General features: G+C 41.9%; 14 protein-coding genes. 9 read left to right on the top strand and 5 right to left on the bottom strand.

The window, feature by feature from the left end; translation table 11 throughout:
* Positions 1-27 precede the first annotated feature (27 nt).
* Entirely contained in the window at positions 28-816 is a 789-nt protein-coding gene (locus tag ACTQ9S_RS07005; RefSeq protein ID WP_440454518.1) for an SDR family NAD(P)-dependent oxidoreductase, read from the top strand.
* A gap of 82 nt (positions 817-898) precedes the next feature.
* On the opposite strand, the gene ACTQ9S_RS07000 is transcribed toward ACTQ9S_RS07005, so the two are convergent.
* The gene (locus ACTQ9S_RS07000) at positions 899-2191 is read right to left on the bottom strand and encodes a right-handed parallel beta-helix repeat-containing protein (protein ID WP_440454517.1); all 1293 of its coding nucleotides are present in this window, start codon (positions 2189-2191) and stop codon (positions 899-901) included.
* A gap of 163 nt (positions 2192-2354) precedes the next feature.
* Here ACTQ9S_RS07000 and ACTQ9S_RS06995 point away from each other — a divergent pair, with 163 nt between their 5' ends.
* The gene (locus ACTQ9S_RS06995) at positions 2355-2705 is read left to right on the top strand and encodes a hypothetical protein (RefSeq protein WP_440454516.1); all 351 of its coding nucleotides are present in this window, start codon (positions 2355-2357) and stop codon (positions 2703-2705) included.
* A 97-nt stretch (positions 2706-2802) separates the two neighbouring features.
* Here the strand turns inward: ACTQ9S_RS06995 and hemH are convergent, their stop codons facing one another.
* The gene (hemH, locus tag ACTQ9S_RS06990; protein ID WP_068325926.1) at positions 2803-3822 is read right to left on the bottom strand and encodes a ferrochelatase; all 1020 of its coding nucleotides are present in this window, start codon (positions 3820-3822) and stop codon (positions 2803-2805) included.
* A gap of 404 nt (positions 3823-4226) precedes the next feature.
* On the opposite strand from hemH, the gene metX reads away from it, so the two are divergent.
* From metX to ACTQ9S_RS06975, 3 genes are all read left to right on the top strand, one after another.
* On the top strand, positions 4227-5534 hold the full coding sequence (gene metX / locus ACTQ9S_RS06985; protein WP_440454530.1) for a homoserine O-acetyltransferase MetX: 1308 nt from the start codon (positions 4227-4229) through the stop codon (positions 5532-5534).
* On the top strand, positions 5531-6148 hold the full coding sequence (gene metW / locus ACTQ9S_RS06980; protein WP_440454515.1) for a methionine biosynthesis protein MetW: 618 nt from the start codon (positions 5531-5533) through the stop codon (positions 6146-6148). The genes metX and metW overlap by 4 nt, the downstream gene beginning before the upstream one ends.
* Positions 6149-6557: 409 nt before the next feature.
* A complete protein-coding gene (locus ACTQ9S_RS06975) occupies positions 6558-7139 on the top strand; it encodes a tetratricopeptide repeat protein (RefSeq protein WP_068034439.1) in 582 nt (193 codons plus the stop codon).
* A 101-nt stretch (positions 7140-7240) separates the two neighbouring features.
* Here the strand turns inward: ACTQ9S_RS06975 and ACTQ9S_RS06970 are convergent, their stop codons facing one another.
* The gene (locus ACTQ9S_RS06970; RefSeq protein ID WP_440454514.1) at positions 7241-7873 is read right to left on the bottom strand and encodes a peroxidase-related enzyme; all 633 of its coding nucleotides are present in this window, start codon (positions 7871-7873) and stop codon (positions 7241-7243) included.
* 247 nt (positions 7874-8120) lie between these two features.
* Here ACTQ9S_RS06970 and trhO point away from each other — a divergent pair, with 247 nt between their 5' ends.
* The gene (gene trhO, locus ACTQ9S_RS06965) at positions 8121-9179 is read left to right on the top strand and encodes an oxygen-dependent tRNA uridine(34) hydroxylase TrhO (protein WP_440454513.1); all 1059 of its coding nucleotides are present in this window, start codon (positions 8121-8123) and stop codon (positions 9177-9179) included.
* A 97-nt stretch (positions 9180-9276) separates the two neighbouring features.
* Here trhO and serA read toward each other — a convergent pair whose 3' ends face one another.
* Entirely contained in the window at positions 9277-10503 is a 1227-nt protein-coding gene (gene serA, locus ACTQ9S_RS06960; protein ID WP_068325921.1) for a phosphoglycerate dehydrogenase, read from the bottom strand.
* Positions 10504-10845: 342 nt separating this feature from the next.
* Here serA and ACTQ9S_RS06955 point away from each other — a divergent pair, with 342 nt between their 5' ends.
* Positions 10846-12288 carry an FAD-binding oxidoreductase gene (locus tag ACTQ9S_RS06955; RefSeq protein ID WP_068034433.1) on the top strand — a complete coding sequence of 481 codons (1443 nt, stop codon included), beginning with the start codon at positions 10846-10848 and terminating at the stop codon, positions 12286-12288.
* Between the two features lie 126 nt (positions 12289-12414).
* Here ACTQ9S_RS06955 and ACTQ9S_RS06950 read toward each other — a convergent pair whose 3' ends face one another.
* Positions 12415-13044 (bottom strand): BLUF domain-containing protein, encoded by a 630-nt coding sequence (locus ACTQ9S_RS06950; RefSeq protein WP_440454512.1) that lies wholly within the window; start codon positions 13042-13044, stop codon positions 12415-12417.
* Between the two features lie 534 nt (positions 13045-13578).
* On the opposite strand from ACTQ9S_RS06950, the gene ACTQ9S_RS06945 reads away from it, so the two are divergent.
* Together ACTQ9S_RS06945 and ACTQ9S_RS06940 are read left to right on the top strand one after the other, a co-directional pair.
* Entirely contained in the window at positions 13579-15216 is a 1638-nt protein-coding gene (locus tag ACTQ9S_RS06945) for a carbon-nitrogen hydrolase family protein (protein ID WP_068034429.1), read from the top strand.
* Positions 15217-15408: 192 nt separating this feature from the next.
* Positions 15409-15960: a protein disulfide oxidoreductase gene (locus ACTQ9S_RS06940; RefSeq protein ID WP_068325915.1), complete on the top strand. Its 552-nt coding sequence runs from the start codon at positions 15409-15411 to the stop codon at positions 15958-15960.
* Positions 15961-16044: the final 84 nt, after the last annotated feature.

The following is a 16044-nucleotide window of genomic DNA, read 5'->3' as shown; positions in this document are numbered from 1 at the left end:
TTATTGATAACTATTAAGTCACTCATTATGAATATACTTATTACTGGTGCATCGCGTGGTATCGGTCTGGCCACTGCCAAAAAGCTGGCAGCAAAAGGTCATAGCGTTGGGCTATTTGCGACTAATACTACGACGCTTGAACAAGCTACCAAAGACAAAGCCTTCAAAAAGGCTATCAAACAAAAGCGCATCGTAACTGGTCAGCTTGATGTCGCCCAGCCAGATATGTGGGAAGATGCTATCACTCAAATGATTGATAACTTTGGTAGTATCGATGCGTTGATTAATAATGCTGGCGTGCTGGTCAGCGGCGCATTGCCAACGACGGATTTGGATGAGCAACTGGCTTTAATCGATGTCAACTGTAAAGGCGTGCTCATTGGCTGTCATAAGCTTGCCCCTTATTTGGCTGATAGCAAAAATGGTAAAATCGTCAATGTATCTTCAGCTTCTGCTATCTATGGTCAGCCTGAAGTGGCTACGTATTCGGCTAGTAAGTTTTTTGTCCGTGGTCTCACTGAAGGTCTTAATATCGAATACCGAAAGCTCGGTATCAAAGTCATCGATGTCATGCCGCTATGGGTAAAGTCCGATATGACAAAAGACATCGAGGTCACGAGTATTGATCGTTTAGGTATTCATTTGACGGTCAATGACGTAGCGAAAACGTTGTGCAAATTGACTACCTACCCCAATCGTAAGATAAGAGGTACGCACTATGCCGTTGGCTTGCCAGCGAAAGTCTTTCAAAAACTGGCACAAGTAACCCCTGATCCTGTGATTCGCTGGGTAAATACTAAAGTTGGTGCGAAGTAGGTTTTTAAACTAATCGCCTTAAACGAATCTTATGATTACTTCGAGATATAAAAAGATTATAGATTATAAAAGATTTTGACGGCTACCGAATTTCGGTGGCCGTTTTGCTTGCGTCTCGAATTTTAATGGCTTGCTCGATGGTTTTATCGGTGAAGGTATTGTCTTTAATAAGCGTACCTTTTATCGCCCCTGCTGCACTTTCTTCGCGAATTTCAGAACCAATATTAATAGACACATTAACGTCATTAGCAAATTGATTGCCACTTATCAGCGTGCCATCGTCCTCGACGATAACGCCCTGCTCGACTTGCTCGAAACGATTATTAATAATCTGATTGTCTTTAGCGCTGTCTAAGTGATAGCTGGCAAAGGGCGTTTGCTTAACCAAATAAGCACCACATGCAAAACCTTTTAAATTGCGCGACTGCCTTGATGCGACCCAAACACCGACTGGTTCATCTTGAAAGATATTATGGCGAATAATATTGTCACGACTGGACTCGGTACGCTTAAAATGATTGCCCCGCGTCGGATCGGCAGCATGCTCAAAACAATTGCGATACAGCAATATACTACCTGCGCCATTATGGATGAATTGATTATTCTCAATAAGATTATTGCTTGAAGAATCCACCGCTATCGCCTCTCGATTAGGCTTAAAAGTGCGAAAGCCATTACCGATAAAGACAGAGTTCTTAATCACATTATCGCGACTACCAAATTCGAGATATAACCCAACGGTTCCTGCGTTTTGAATGCGTACTTTATCAAAAGTAATGCCATGTACATGATCGCCGACGAACATACCACTGTTAATACTGTTGCGACTAGTAACGTTAACCACGCGAATATTTCTTGGAGCGAGTGCCCGATTGGCAGCAGGATCGATAAAGCCTCGTACGTAGCGCTGATTTGGTTGGCTATATTGACGAATATGTAGCGCATGACCATAGCCATCTACATGACAATTAGCAACGGCAATATCTTCGATAGCACTATCCTTCTTAGGTTTAATCGTAATTGCACTTGCCGTTGATTGGTCATCAGCCATCGTACTAAGCCTTGCTCCCTGACAGTCGAGTGAGCTGTGTGAGTCATTTAATTCAAAGCGTATCGACTGTTCTGTCAAATCACAACTTGGACTAAGGGCGCTGTGTCCTTGTACTTTTACTATCTGCTTAGGTGTTAATTGTTCGCAATCAATAATGGTCGTGGCTGTCGGTAGCTTAGCGTCAATCATTAGCGACTGTTTTGAATGAGCCTTATCAGAACTGGTATTGGTACTAGCAAAGGGCAAACGTTCACAAGCCGTCAAACTTATCATGGCACTTATCAATGATAATTTAACAAACAACCTACTGTTTAATACCATCATATGTTTCCTGTTTTACTAATCGTCTTACATTTTTTGAACATCCTGTGACACCTTACTACTATTTGTATTCATCATAACCCGTCAAACTGATCCTGATAAACAGTTAATCTTGATAAACAATTCTTGATAAACAATCATTACCAATAATAACAAGGATTCAATGATGGACAATTCAAAAACCCCACTACCAGAAGAGATGGATCATATTGATGGCAATACTCGTAACGATGATGACAGTCTAGATAATCAGGACAATCAACTGGTCGATTTAGATAATCCCATGTTGCACACTATCGATAATAATGATGTGATTGACAATAGCGCAGGATTTGACAATTCGCAAGCAGGCAGTGGCGCAACCCAAGGACTTACACCAATGCATCGTCAAAACGTCGATGAAGCTCAAGTGGATGAGTTGTTGATTGAGGGCAATTTAGATGACAACGACTATCCTGATATCATCGATATCGCTGATAAAGACGCTGCTGAACGTACCAATGATGATGATTTTTAAGCCAGTCGTTCAATGATAAGGAAGTAGAAAAAGAATTTAGACAAAAAAATACCGGACATAATGTTCGGTATTTTTTATGATTTAAAAATTTAATTAATTAAGCCCAGCCATCTAAAGTTCCCGCCCAGCCTTTAACTAATGGCGCACTTAGCGCTTCTAGCAAATCAATGTGCGCTTCATCAAGGTTCAGGGCTGGAATATAATGATACTCTTGCCCGCCTGCATGCAGGAAGTTCTCACGGTTCTCAATTGCGAGCTCTTCTAGCGTCTCCAAACAATCGGCGGAGAATGCAGGACTGATGACTTGTACCGAACGCACGCCAGACTTACCCCAATCCTCTAACACCACATCGGTATAAGGCTTGACCCACTCTTGCTTACCAAAGCGCGACTGGAAACTGATAATCCATTCATCATCCTGTAGTCCAAGTGCATGCGCGACTTGGGCGGCAGTACATTTACAGCGCTTCGGATACGGATCACCTTTATCAGCATAGGGCTGTGGAATACCGTGGAAGCTAAACATCAATTTTTCAGGTTTGCCATGCTCTGCTTGAAAACGGCGAATAGAATCTGCCAATGCTTGAATATAAAGCGGATGCGCAAAGTAGTCTTTGACAATCGTATAGTTTGGCAAGTTGCGTTGCTTTAACGTCCACTTCGTTAGCGCATCATATACCGCACCGCCAGAAGAGGCAGAATACTGCGGGAATAGTGGCAAGATGACGAAATGATCAACGCCTTCACTACGTAAAGTGTCCATTACATCCGGCAGTCCAGGATTACCATAGCTCATCGCAGGATGCACAGAAACTCGAAACGGCGCAACACTATCGGCCAAGCGCGGCTCTAACAGTTCAACCTGACTCTTTAGAATTTTACGAATGGGCGAGTCGCCTTCCCAAATGCTAGCATAAGCCTTTGCTACCCGTTTAGGACGACTTGGCAATACAAACAAGTTTAGAATAATCGCCCATAAAAACTTAGGGATTTCAATCACTCGTGGGTCTGATAAAAACTGTTTGAGATAGCGACGGACGGCAGGCGCAGTCGGCTCATCAGGCGTACCAAGGTTGACTAAGAGAACGGCAATACGTGGGGGCAGTTTAGGTTTCATAGGGGCATAATTTATTTAGTTATTAAGTCACTAGAGAGTATAGGTTAGATAGAGACACAACGAGCGAGTAGAAAATTTTATAACAGCATTATTATAAGATTTAAAATAGCTGCTAATGTTCGCCTTTAGTGTAGCATTTTATCGTGCAAAAACGCATGGTAAAGGCTACCGTTATACAATTTGATACGCGCTTAAAATAAAGACTGCGCTCGAAGGTTGTACTCATACGCGCATCGCCATACAATAGGCGAGCCCATTTCAAAAAAACAGTATAGGCAAATTATTCTGTCGGCATATTGCTTTTATTTCATTGATGATTGTTGTCTTGCGAGGTAGCTTTGAACGCACGTCCTGATAATACCAGTGACCAGTCCCCCACAGATGAGCCCAATGCAGTTGGCTCAGTGGGAATCGTCACGCCCCAAAACTTCCATTTCGCTGAGCCATTGACCTTGGAGTGCAACCGTACGCTGCCCTCGTTTGACTTAAAGATAGAGACCTATGGCACGCTTAATAGTGATAAATCAAATGCCATTCTGATCTGCCATGCCCTATCAGGCAGTCATCATGCGGCAGGATTCCATAGTGCTGATGACAAAAAATCTGGCTGGTGGGACAATATGATTGGCCCTAATAAAGCTATCGATACCAATCAATTTTATGTGGTATGCGTCAATAATATTGGTAGTTGCTTTGGTTCTACCGGTCCAACGACGATTAATCCTGACACCGTAAAAAAAGCTGATGATAGTGAATCACAAGTTTATGGCCCTGACTTTCCTCTTGTCACAATTAAAGACTGGGTAAAGACTCAAGCCATGCTTTCAGATCGCTTAGGCATTAACGTCTGGCATGCCATTGTTGGCGGATCAATGGGCGGTATGCAAGCGTTGCAATGGTCAGTTGATTATCCAAATCGACTTAAACGTTGCGTGGTTATCGCCAGCACTCCAAAGCTTTCCGCCCAGAATATTGCCTTTAATGAAGTCGCTCGTCAGTCTATTTTGTCTGATCCTGATTTTAAAGATGGTCGTTATTTACAAGCAGGCACGTATCCTCGCCGGGGTCTTATCCTTGCGCGCATGGTTGGTCATATTACTTATTTGACCGAAGATGCAATGAAAGCCAAGTTTGGTCGTGATCTAAAATCAGGCAAATTTATGTATGGCTATGACGTTGAGTTCCAAGTTGAAAGCTATCTGCGTTATCAAGGTGAACGTTTTAGCGAAAACTTCGATGCCAATACTTATCTATTAATGACCAAAGCCTTAGATTACTTTGACCCGACGCGCGATTATCCATCAACACAAGCAGCTGATAACACAGATCCGTCAATACAAATTGAAGACTCAATCGCCGCGTCAGTCAATACTAGTGAAAGTGAGCTTGAAGATAATTTAGTGACTCACGATGGTAGCGAGCATGGAAACCATCAAGAACTTACCGCGCTTAAGGCAGCATTCGCCCATACGCAGTGCCAGTATCTAGTGGTGTCTTTTACTACTGATTGGCGCTTTGCACCAGAGCGCTCGCAAGAGATAGTCGATGCCTTAATGGCTACGGGTAAGCCGGTCAGCTATATCAATGTTGACGCACCACATGGTCATGATTCATTTTTATTCGATATTCCACGCTATATGGGCGCTGTTAGAGGATTTTTAACCGCGCCGTTTATTGCTAAGAGCCTGACAGCCAAAGGAGAACGCTCATGAGAATGGATCATCAGCTGGCCGAACGCTGGATTGCCCCGCAGTCACACGTGCTAGATTTAGGCTGTGGCAATGGCGAGCTACTCGCACATTTGCAACAAAAACGTGGCGTAACTGGCTATGGACTTGAGATTGACGAAGATAAGATTAATGACGCTATTGGTAAGGGTTTGTCCATTATCGAGCAAGACCTTAACGATGGTCTAGGTCGCTTTGCTGATAATAGCTTCGATACCGTAGTCATGGCACGAGCGCTACAAGCCGTCAAAGCGCCAGACGTGCTCCTGCTCGACATGCTTCGGGTCGCTCGTGAAGCCGTTATTACCTTTCCTAACTTTGCCCATTGGCAAAACCGCCTTCATTTGGGGTTAAAAGGTCTGATGCCAGTTTCAGAAGCATTGCCTTACGAGTGGTACAACACTCCCAACATTCATCTGTGTACGTTCAAAGATTTTGAGCAACTGTGTGTAAAGCATGATATTCATATTATCAGTCGTTTTGCAGTCAGTGACTCTGATAAAGGTCATTCGCCATTGATGACAGCATTAATCAGACAAGCACCTAACCTATTGGCAGATGTTGCTATCTATCGTGTAACCAAACATAAATCCAGTTAAAATCATAAACTTAACCTTTTATAACTGAGCTAACTACTAGCTGACTAAGCGTTATTTTTCTGTATACTCTTTCATACGGCTTAATAACCGTATGATTTTGTTACATACTATAAAGCCCAAAATGACGTTAAAACGAGTAATTAGTATTTGAGTTTCGTAACTTTGGGTGGTAAGCTAGCAAAATAGTGTCGATGACACCCCCATTACAATTACTTATCTGTTGATTTAGCGTAAACACAGCGACTTATATTTATAGGTCTGCTACTGATTTATAGTTAATATAACTCTGCTAATAACTAGGTAAGTTCATACTGCAAAGTGTAATGTCTATGATAGCGCCGCCTAATCTTTTGAGTTTTGGCGGCAAACTTTATCCATTGCTTATCAACTGCCTAATTTTGGAGCTGCTATGAAATTATTAAAAGCCGCCTTGTTTACTGCTTTATTCTCTTGTGCTGGTATGGCGAACGCTGATTTAATCTCAAACGTGCCACTTGATACGTCACGTTTTGAGCTTATGCCTGTTAGTGAGCTGTCAGCTCGTGCCTCACAGGGTAACGATCATGCACAGTTTTATCTCGCTAAGCGTCTACAAAAAGGCGAAGGTATCGCTCAGAACACTAAGCAAGCAGTACAGTGGTACACGCGCGCTGCAGAACAAGGTGTTGCCCCTGCCCAGCTTAATCTCGCTATCATGTATCTACGCGGTGAAGGTGTAAAGCCAAACTTGCAGCAAGCACGTGGTTGGTTAGAAAAAGCAGCAATGCGTGGTGATAACCGTGCTAGCTATACACTTGCGTTGTTAGATGAGAAGCAAAAAAATCTAGTTGATGCCTATAAATGGTATGACCTTGCTGCCCGTGACGGCATGTTAGATGAAAAAGTCCGTAACAAAGCTCGTGGTAAAATCGGTCAGTTGGCATTGAACTTATCAAGCTCAGACATCGCTAGCGCTCGTAGCCAAGCAGATCGTTGGTTCCAAAGTAAGTAAGCTTTAGATAAATAAGCTAATAATAAAAAATCCAGCCTTTGAGCTGGATTTTTTGTGTTTGTATAAGGATGAATGATTAAATTAACTGTCTTAGATAACTCTTATTCCCTCGGTGCGCGAGCCATGGTGTAGAACTCTGCATTGGACTGCATATTCATTACAATCGCCATTCTATTAGACAAGCCAAAGAATGCAGTAATACTACTAATGTCTAAAATATCCTCGTCATCATAGCCATATTCCATGAGTGCTACATAATCTGATTCTTGAACAAGCTCTGGTGTGCGACAGAGTTTTATCGAAAATGCTAGCATCTCTTTTTGTCGAGGGCTGATAGGCGCATGCAAGTAATTGACTGCTATCTGGTCTGCCAGCAGCGGTTCTTTAGAGAACACACGCAGTAGCGCACCATGGGCGATGACACAATATTGGCATCCATTGGCAGCACTAGTAGCGACAATGATCATCTCCTTTTCGGCTGGGCTTAGCGTACTACCCTCCCGCTCCATAACGGCATCATAATAAGCAAAAAAGGCTCTGAACTCTGCTGGGCGGTATGCTAGCGCTAAAAATACATTGGGAATGAACTTGGCTTTTTCTTGCACCGCTAGAATACGTGCAAGAATATCATCAGGCAGGCTATCTAATGACGGTACAGGGTATCGGCTGATGGGTGTGCTAGCGGAAGCGTTAGTAGTTGGATTGATAGGTGTGTTGATAGATGGTTCGCTCATGTGTCATCTCCATTGACATTATTTGATTGCTGTAGGTGATTAGTCTACCTTTATAGATGAGTAATAAGTAGTCAAAAAGATCCTTAATTTATCCTGCTCACCTTTATAAAATATTCAAAACCCACTCTAAATTTGCTACACTAAGCCCGCATTGTCCAATTCCACAATTGTGCCAGTGTTATAACACACCAAAACTTAAATTTAACTTATTGCACTAGGTTTGCGACCTAGCCAGCAGGAGATATGTATGAGCACTACCCCAAATAACGTAAGTAATGAGAGCAAAAAAGCGACTGAATACGATAGCGTGACCAACAATATCGTCGTCGCAGCTCTCTATAAATTTACGCGCTTTGCAGATTTTGAGCAGTACCGTGAGTCTATCTTAAACAGTATGCTCGACAACGATGTAAAAGGTACTTTACTGCTAGCAAGCGAGGGCATTAACGGTACGATTTCTGGTACTCGAGAGAGCATCAATAATGTCCTTGATTATCTGCGTAGCATTGAGGCGATTGGTAGTTTTACTTTTAAAGAATCTTATACTGACGCCCAGCCCTTTTATCGTACTAAAGTAAAATTAAAAAAAGAAATCGTGACGATGGGTGTTGAAGATATTGATCCATTGCAATCGGTTGGGCGCTATGTAAAACCAAGTGAATGGAATGCGCTCATCTCAGATCCTGAAGTATTACTAATCGATACTCGTAACGATTATGAAGTACAAATCGGTACTTTTCAGAATGCTGTAAATCCAAACACGGAAACCTTTCGCGAGTTTCCAGAGTATGTGGCAAAAGAGCTAGACCCAAGTAAACATAAGAAAGTGGCGATGTTCTGTACTGGCGGTATTCGCTGCGAAAAATCAACGGCCTTTATGCGTCAGCAAGGGTTTGAAGAGGTTTATCACTTGGAAGGTGGCATTCTAAAATATCTAGAAGAAGTACCCACCAGCGATTCTATGTGGGAGGGCGATTGTTTCGTATTTGATAATCGCGTTTCGGTCAATCATAACTTAGAAAAAGGTGATTACGAACAATGCTTTGCTTGCCGTATGCCCATCACTGCTGATGACATGCAAAGTGTCGCCTATATCAAAGGTGAGTCTTGCCCGCACTGTATCAATAAAGCCACTGAGGAGCAAAAAGCGCGCTTCCGTGAGCGTGAGCATCAAATGCAATTAGCGAAAAAACGCGGTGAAGCCCATATTGGTAGCGACGTCAATGAAGTTATGGAAACACGTAAAGCAGCCAAAACTGAGGCACGCCGTCAAGCGGACGCTGCTAACAAAGCTAAATTAGGCTAGATTCACTACTAGTAAAATTGATAATAAAAAAAGAGATGCTCAAGTGGCATCTCTTTTTTATTATGCTAATTGTAAAGTTAAACGATAAGCATCAACTCTAAAATAAAATCCGCACGCGAATCGTTTCTTCTACGTCTTTTAGCTGATCAAGAGCCGCACTAGAATCATTATAATCAACATCCATCATCAAGTAACCAACGTCGCCTTCAGTCATTAGACTTTGCGCTAAGATGTTAATGTGCGCTTCTGCAAATAGACGGTTAATTTGCGACAGTACACCTGGCACGTTTCTGTGAATATGCAGCAAACGATGGGTGCCTTCTTTAAAGGGGATAGAAACCTCTGGGAAGTTCACAGCCGTGATAGTATCGCCTTGATCAGAATATCTAACGAACTTCTCAGCTACTTCTAAACCGATATTGGCCTGTGCTTCTTGCGTTGAACCACCGATATGCGGAGTTAAAATGACATTATCGAATTTACGCAATGGAGATTCAAACTCTTCATCGGCAGACTTTGGCTCTTTCGGGAATACGTCAATGGCAGCGCCCAAAACTCTACCCGACTCAAGTGCCGCAGCAAGATCATCAATCTCAACGCAAGTTCCGCGTGCCGCATTGATAAAGTAACTGCCTTCTTTCATCTGTGCGAACTGCGCCGCTTTCATCATATAGCGTGTGCTTGGCTCATCTGGCACATGCAAAGTCACGATATCAGCGGTAGATAGTAGCTCTTCTAAGCTATCTACTTGATGGGCGTTACCTAACGGTAATTTAGTAACCACATCATGATAGATAACTTTCATACCGAAGCTTTCAGCCAGTACAGATAGCTGTGAGCCGATAGAGCCATAACCGACAATACCGATTGTTTTGCCACGTACTTCATGTGAATTGGTAGCAGACTTGCCCCAGCCGCCGCGATGGACAGTGGCATTCTTTTCAGGGATACCACGATATAGCATAATCGCTTCTGCTAATACCAATTCTGCAACCGAACGAGTGTTAGAGTATGGCGCGTTAAAGACTGGAATACCGAGCTCGCGAGCCGCTTCAAGGTCGACTTGGTTGGTGCCGATACAAAAGCAACCAATACCGATAAGCTTGTCTGCGTGCTCAAGAACTTCACGAGTCAGCTGCGTGCGCGAACGAATACCAATGAAATGCGCGTCTTTGATTTTTTCAATCAGCTCATCTTGATCGAGGGCGTGACTAAGATACTCAATGTTTTTATAACCAGCATTGTCTAAAATCTTTAAGGCGTTCTCGTGCAAGCCTTCAAGTAATAAAAACCGGATTTTGTCTTTTTGTAATGATAATGCCATGTGAGGACTGTCCTATGGTTGTCTTATTAAAAATAATCTATGCTAGATGAAACGAAAACAGTCCGGTTATCTTACACAAAATTTAACGGTGATGTTAGCAGATTAGATGAATTATTGCTTATCAAGCCTGAAAACTTTTTATGCTATAGTGAGCTTTGTTATCTAAACATTGTTTAAACTGCTTTATTCACTATTTACAGCCTTTAAGCGTTCATAATATTACCTAGCTTGTCCTAACTTATTTATCTAAAGCTGCTTTTAATTAGCCCTAACTTTAGTTGAAATTTTTCGGTTAAGAGAAGCCGTTAGGTGTAGCGCTAATGTTTATACAGAGACTCAACCATGACGCCATTTGCAACTCAGACTACAACTGTTACCGATAATGATAAGCTCGATACCATTCTGAATAGCTTGGTAAATGAGCACAATTTCGATAATACACAAATTAAAACCGATAGCGAAAGCTTAGAGCATTGGGGTAAAGACTGGACCAAGCATTTTGCGCCCGCGCCCACGGCTATTGTCTTTCCAAAAACGACGGAACAAGTACAAGCTGTCGTACTACTCGCTAATGAGCACAACGTGGTACTAACACCTAGTGGCGGTCGTACGGGTTTATCTGCTGGCGCGGTCGCTGCCAATGGCGAGATTGTCGTCAGTATGGATAAGATGAATCATATCGGACAATTCTACCCTGCTGATCGTCTAGTAGAAATCGAAGCAGGCGTGGTCACTCAGCAGCTACAGCAATTCGCGGAGTCCAAAGACTTGTACTACCCTGTTGACTTTGCTTCGGCAGGCTCAAGTCAGATGGGCGGTAACATCGGCACCAATGCTGGCGGTATCAAAGTGATTCGTTACGGTATGACCCGTCAATGGATTATGGGTTTAACCGTGGTCACGGGCAAAGGCGATATCTTGCAATTGAATCGTGGTATGGTCAAAAACGCCACTGGTTACGACTTGCGCCAGCTGTTTATTGGTAGTGAAGGCACGCTAGGCTTAGTCACTCATGCACAAATCAAGCTTGAGCGTCTGCCGCAAGACTTGAATGTCATGGTACTTGGCATGGACACGTTTAATGATGTGATGAATGTACTGTCTGCCTTTCAAGCACAGATTGATTTGACTGCTTTTGAATTCTTCGACGATGTGGCAGTTGACAAATTAATGGCGCATGGTCAGGTTCAAGAGCCGTTTGAGTCGCGTACCAAGTTTTATACGCTGCTTGAGTTTGAAGCGCCTTATGAGCCAATTATGGATAAGGCCATGGCGATATTTGAGCATTGCATGGAACAAGGCTGGGTCGTTGATGGCGTCATGAGCCAAAGCATCGCGCAAGCTGAGGAGCTATGGAAACTACGCGAGTATATCTCCGAGACCATCTCAGTATTTACGCCATATAAGAATGACGTATCGGTATTAATCAGCCATGTGCCTGATTTTATCGCTGAGATTGACCATATTGTCAGCAGCAATTATCCTGATTTCGAAGTTTGCTGGTTCGGTCATATCGGCGATGGCAATTTGCATTTAAATATTCTCAAGCCTGAAAATATGAGCAAGGATGACTTCTTTAGCGAGTGTCAAATTGTCAATAAATACGTGTTTGAGACAGTGCAAAAATACGGTGGCTCAGTATCCGCTGAACATGGTGTCGGCATGACTAAAAAGCCCTATCTACACTATAGTCGCAGCGAGACTGAAATTGATTACTTAAGGCAAATCAAAAAAGTATTTGATCCAAACAATATTATGAATCGTGGAAAGATTTTTGATATGTGAATGGATAATTTTTAATTGGTATCATAAATTAATGACGCTAGGTAAGACTACTTAGCGTCATTTTCATTCAGCTGCAACCGCATGACTTATATGTAAGTTATATGTTTGTAAGCTATGTGATAGAACTTATAAATATAATAGAATCAGAGCGACGATAACTAATAAGCTTAAGACACTCTGCACAATTAAAAATGCCTGATGAGGCGCTGCGATGTGCTGAACCATATTACCCAAGGCATTATAGGTAATGCCAGCAGCTTTAATATGAGGCGGAGTCTCAAAGTTTTTAATGATTTGTAAAAACTGTTCGGTGCGCTTAGGAGGCCAGCCGTGCGGACTAAAAGGCAGAAATGGTGCCAACTGTGCCGCTTGTTGTTTTGTCGCTGGTGACCATAGCCAACGCTCCAAAAACAATAAACGCATACGCCAATCACTAAAGCTACGCTGATCGATAGCTTGTATCAGCAGTACCTTAACATTCTTATGACGAGTATCAGCAAAGATACGCTTTTGTAAGGTGAGTACTTCTTTTTTGCTACCTTCAATGCATTGTAAAAACTGTCCATTGCCATAGCATAAAATGCCAGTGATACCATGGTCTTCGTTGTGGTCGCGCGCGTGTTTTTCTACTTCATCGAATATCGACGTATTTATACGACTTTTAAAAGTGATACTACTAACGTAAACCAGCTGAATGAGTGCCGACTCTTCTGTATTCTCTAATAAGTTGACCGTATCAACAGGTTGCAAGGGCATGAAAAGTCCTAAAAATAGCGCTTTTGCGCGGATTACAAATAAAGCTGAACAAACGAAAGAAGTGATACTAAAATAAGTAACACGAAACAATTCACAAAAACGTAGTAAATATTTACTATGCTGGACTGTCATTACTTACTTTGCTTGATAGAATAACTATCCTAGTAAGCTATGCTATCGTCATAAAAAGTGCTGAAAATTAGCTATTAGTCTAAATATCTACTTATAATCAGATATTTATTCATGAACGAACGCCTATTTAAAAATAAACAGTTACTTAATTATGAGACAAACTCTAAGTTAATAGTTGTAAAACGTTAACTTACCTCTATCTATATGCTTACTAAATAACCAATATAGCAGTGATAACTCATTGTAAATGCAACGATAAATTATTGTAACGATTATACGGAATGATTGGTATATTTTTATGACTTTTGTTACACAAAAATTCAGTGTTATAAATCCTATAAATATTTAATCCACTTCAAACCCAACGATTTAACATTCGTAAATACCCAAAACAGGAATACTATGAGCAAAATTGAAAAATTAGACGATTTTCATCTAACGATTGCCGAAATTAAGAAAAAAGATTACCCACAGTTAAAATCATTGATGGATCGTGTCTATGCTAACTTAGGCGGTTCATGGTCAAAGACTACTATTCACACTTTGATTGATGCTTTTCCAGAAGGGCAAATCGCTTTATTTGACCACGATCAGTTAATCGGTATCGTGCTGTCTATGCGTGTTGATTATACCAAGTTCTCGAACCCGCATACTTATGATGATTTAATTGGACAAAAAGAAATCATTAAAGACAACCCTGAAGGCGATGCTATCTATGGTCTAGATGCGCTGATTGACCCTGAATATCGTGGCTATCGTTTGGGTCGTAGATTATATGATGCTCGTAAAGAGCTATGCCGCCAGCTCAACTTGCGAGCTATCCTAGCTGGTGGGCGTATTCCGAAATATCATGACCATCAGGATTTATCCCCTGGTGACTATATCGAGGCTGTTGAATCGCGTGAGATTCACGATCCTGCTCTATCATTCCAGTTGTCTAATGGCTTTATCGTCAAGCGTATTTTAACTGCTTATTTACCAGATGATAAACAATCTAAAGGCTTTGCAACCCTGCTTGAGTGGGCAAATATCTATTACGAACCCAGAGATTACAAGCCAAACACTCGTAAATCTGAAGTACGCATCGGTGGTATTCAATGGCAGATGCGTGAAGTTGAGTCGCCAGAAGAACTCCTACAACAAGTTGAATTCTTTGTCGATATTATGGCAGATTACAATTCTGACTTTGCTTGCTTGCCAGAGTTTTTTAATGCGCCATTAATGGGTCTGTGCGAATCAACGGATCAAAACGTTGCTATTCGATTTTTGGCTGGTTATACCGAATGGTTCAAAAATGAGATCTCACATTTGGCAGTAAGCTATAACGTCAACGTCATCAGCGGTTCTATGCCGCTAATCGATGAAAACGATGTCTTATATAATGTCAGCTATTTATGCCGCCGTGACGGTACCGTAGAAGAGCAGCGCAAAATCCATATTACCCCGCACGAGCGTAGTGCTTGGGTTATCGAAGGCGGTGATGAGGTAAAAGTGTTTGATACTGACGCTGGCCGTGTTGGTATTTTGGTTTGTTACGATGTCGAATTTCCTGAGCTTGCACGCTTAATGGCGCTTGATGATATGGATATTTTATTCGTACCGTTCTGGACAGATACGCAAAATGGTTATTTGCGTGTGCGTCATTGCGCGCAAGCACGTGCTATCGAAAATGAATGCTATGTGATGATTTGCGGATCAGTTGGTAACTTGCCGCAAGTTGAAAGCCTTGATATTCAATACGCGCAGTCGACTATTTTCTCACCTTCAGATTTTGCCTTTCCGCATGATGCCATTATGGCAGAAACCACACCTAATACAGAGATGGTATTTTTCTCTGATGTGAATTTAGATAAGCTCATTCATGTGCGTAACGAAGGTTCAGTACATAATTTGCTTGATCGCCGTGACGACTTGTTTAGTCTTAAGTGGAAGCGAAAAGCCAAAGTTTCTGCGAGTAAAATCAGCGATGAAGAGCGTCGCGAAAACTCTGGTAGTGTGTTACTAGGTGATCCGTTGCAAGGACGTGCTGAGAAGTCTTAAAAGCTTTAAAAGACAGCTGCAAACTTTGAAAACTTACTACTCTAAGAACTTACTACTTTAACAACCTTTATTTTAATAAAACGGCTGACCATTCAGCCGTTTATTTTTATCCAAAAAACCTTTATTTCAGAAAACCCCTACTCCGAGTAATTCATTTAAGTAAATAGACTGAAGACAAGAAAAGCAGACGCTATGATTACTGATGTTGAAAAGAAAAAGATAAAGCCTAAGAAAACCCCAAAACAGAAGCTGTTATCAGTGCTTAAGACCGTACTGTTATATGGCCTAGTCTTTGTGGTGGTATATACTGCAATTAACTGGTGGCGACAACCTGTCATGCCAGCCAATCCGCAGCTGCAACTTACTGACTATCAAGGACAGGCAGTTGATTTGGCTGCTATGAGTGCGGATAAGCCAACGCTGGTATATTTCTGGGGTACATGGTGTCCGATTTGTAGCGTGACCTCGCCAACTATAGACAAGCTCGCAGCGGCGAATAACTATCCAGTAGTTACTATCGCTATTAAGTCAGGCTCTGATCAAGAACTTCACAGCTATCTTAATGAGCATGATTATAGTTTTACGACAATTAATGACCAAGAAGGCAATATTTTCGCCGATTGGCAGGGACAGGTCACACCTTCATATGTCATCTTAAAAGATGGTGAGATGACACAAGGATTGACAGGTATTCAGCCGCTTTGGTCGCTTAGATTAAGGTTGTGGCTTAGCTCAAATTTCTAATTTACTACAATTAATATAGATGGCTTACTTAGAGAGTTGCTTAATTTAAAATTCCATCTAATTGCATTAATAAGCCTACCGTAG

This window comes from Psychrobacter sp. ASPA161_9, from assembly GCF_051970275.1.
Taxonomy (GTDB): Bacteria; Pseudomonadota; Gammaproteobacteria; order Pseudomonadales; family Moraxellaceae; genus Psychrobacter.
This window is presented reverse-complemented; position numbering and strand designations above follow the sequence as displayed.

Excerpts from the sequence above, each read along its gene's own strand:
- ACTQ9S_RS07005 (WP_440454518.1), top strand. The coding sequence starts at position 28 with ATGAATATACTTATTACTGGTGCATCGCGTGGTATCGGTCTGGCCACT.
- ACTQ9S_RS07000 (WP_440454517.1), bottom strand. The coding sequence starts at position 2,191 with ATGATGGTATTAAACAGTAGGTTGTTTGTTAAATTATCATTGATAAGT.
- ACTQ9S_RS06995 (WP_440454516.1), top strand. The coding sequence starts at position 2,355 with ATGGACAATTCAAAAACCCCACTACCAGAAGAGATGGATCATATTGAT.
- hemH (WP_068325926.1), bottom strand. The coding sequence starts at position 3,822 with ATGAAACCTAAACTGCCCCCACGTATTGCCGTTCTCTTAGTCAACCTT.
- metW (WP_440454515.1), top strand. The coding sequence starts at position 5,531 with ATGAGAATGGATCATCAGCTGGCCGAACGCTGGATTGCCCCGCAGTCA.
- ACTQ9S_RS06975 (WP_068034439.1), top strand. The coding sequence starts at position 6,558 with ATGAAATTATTAAAAGCCGCCTTGTTTACTGCTTTATTCTCTTGTGCT.
- ACTQ9S_RS06970 (WP_440454514.1), bottom strand. The coding sequence starts at position 7,873 with ATGAGCGAACCATCTATCAACACACCTATCAATCCAACTACTAACGCT.
- trhO (WP_440454513.1), top strand. The coding sequence starts at position 8,121 with ATGAGCACTACCCCAAATAACGTAAGTAATGAGAGCAAAAAAGCGACT.
- serA (WP_068325921.1), bottom strand. The coding sequence starts at position 10,503 with ATGGCATTATCATTACAAAAAGACAAAATCCGGTTTTTATTACTTGAA.
- ACTQ9S_RS06955 (WP_068034433.1), top strand. The coding sequence starts at position 10,846 with ATGACGCCATTTGCAACTCAGACTACAACTGTTACCGATAATGATAAG.
- ACTQ9S_RS06950 (WP_440454512.1), bottom strand. The coding sequence starts at position 13,044 with ATGCCCTTGCAACCTGTTGATACGGTCAACTTATTAGAGAATACAGAA.
- ACTQ9S_RS06945 (WP_068034429.1), top strand. The coding sequence starts at position 13,579 with ATGAGCAAAATTGAAAAATTAGACGATTTTCATCTAACGATTGCCGAA.
- ACTQ9S_RS06940 (WP_068325915.1), top strand. The coding sequence starts at position 15,409 with ATGATTACTGATGTTGAAAAGAAAAAGATAAAGCCTAAGAAAACCCCA.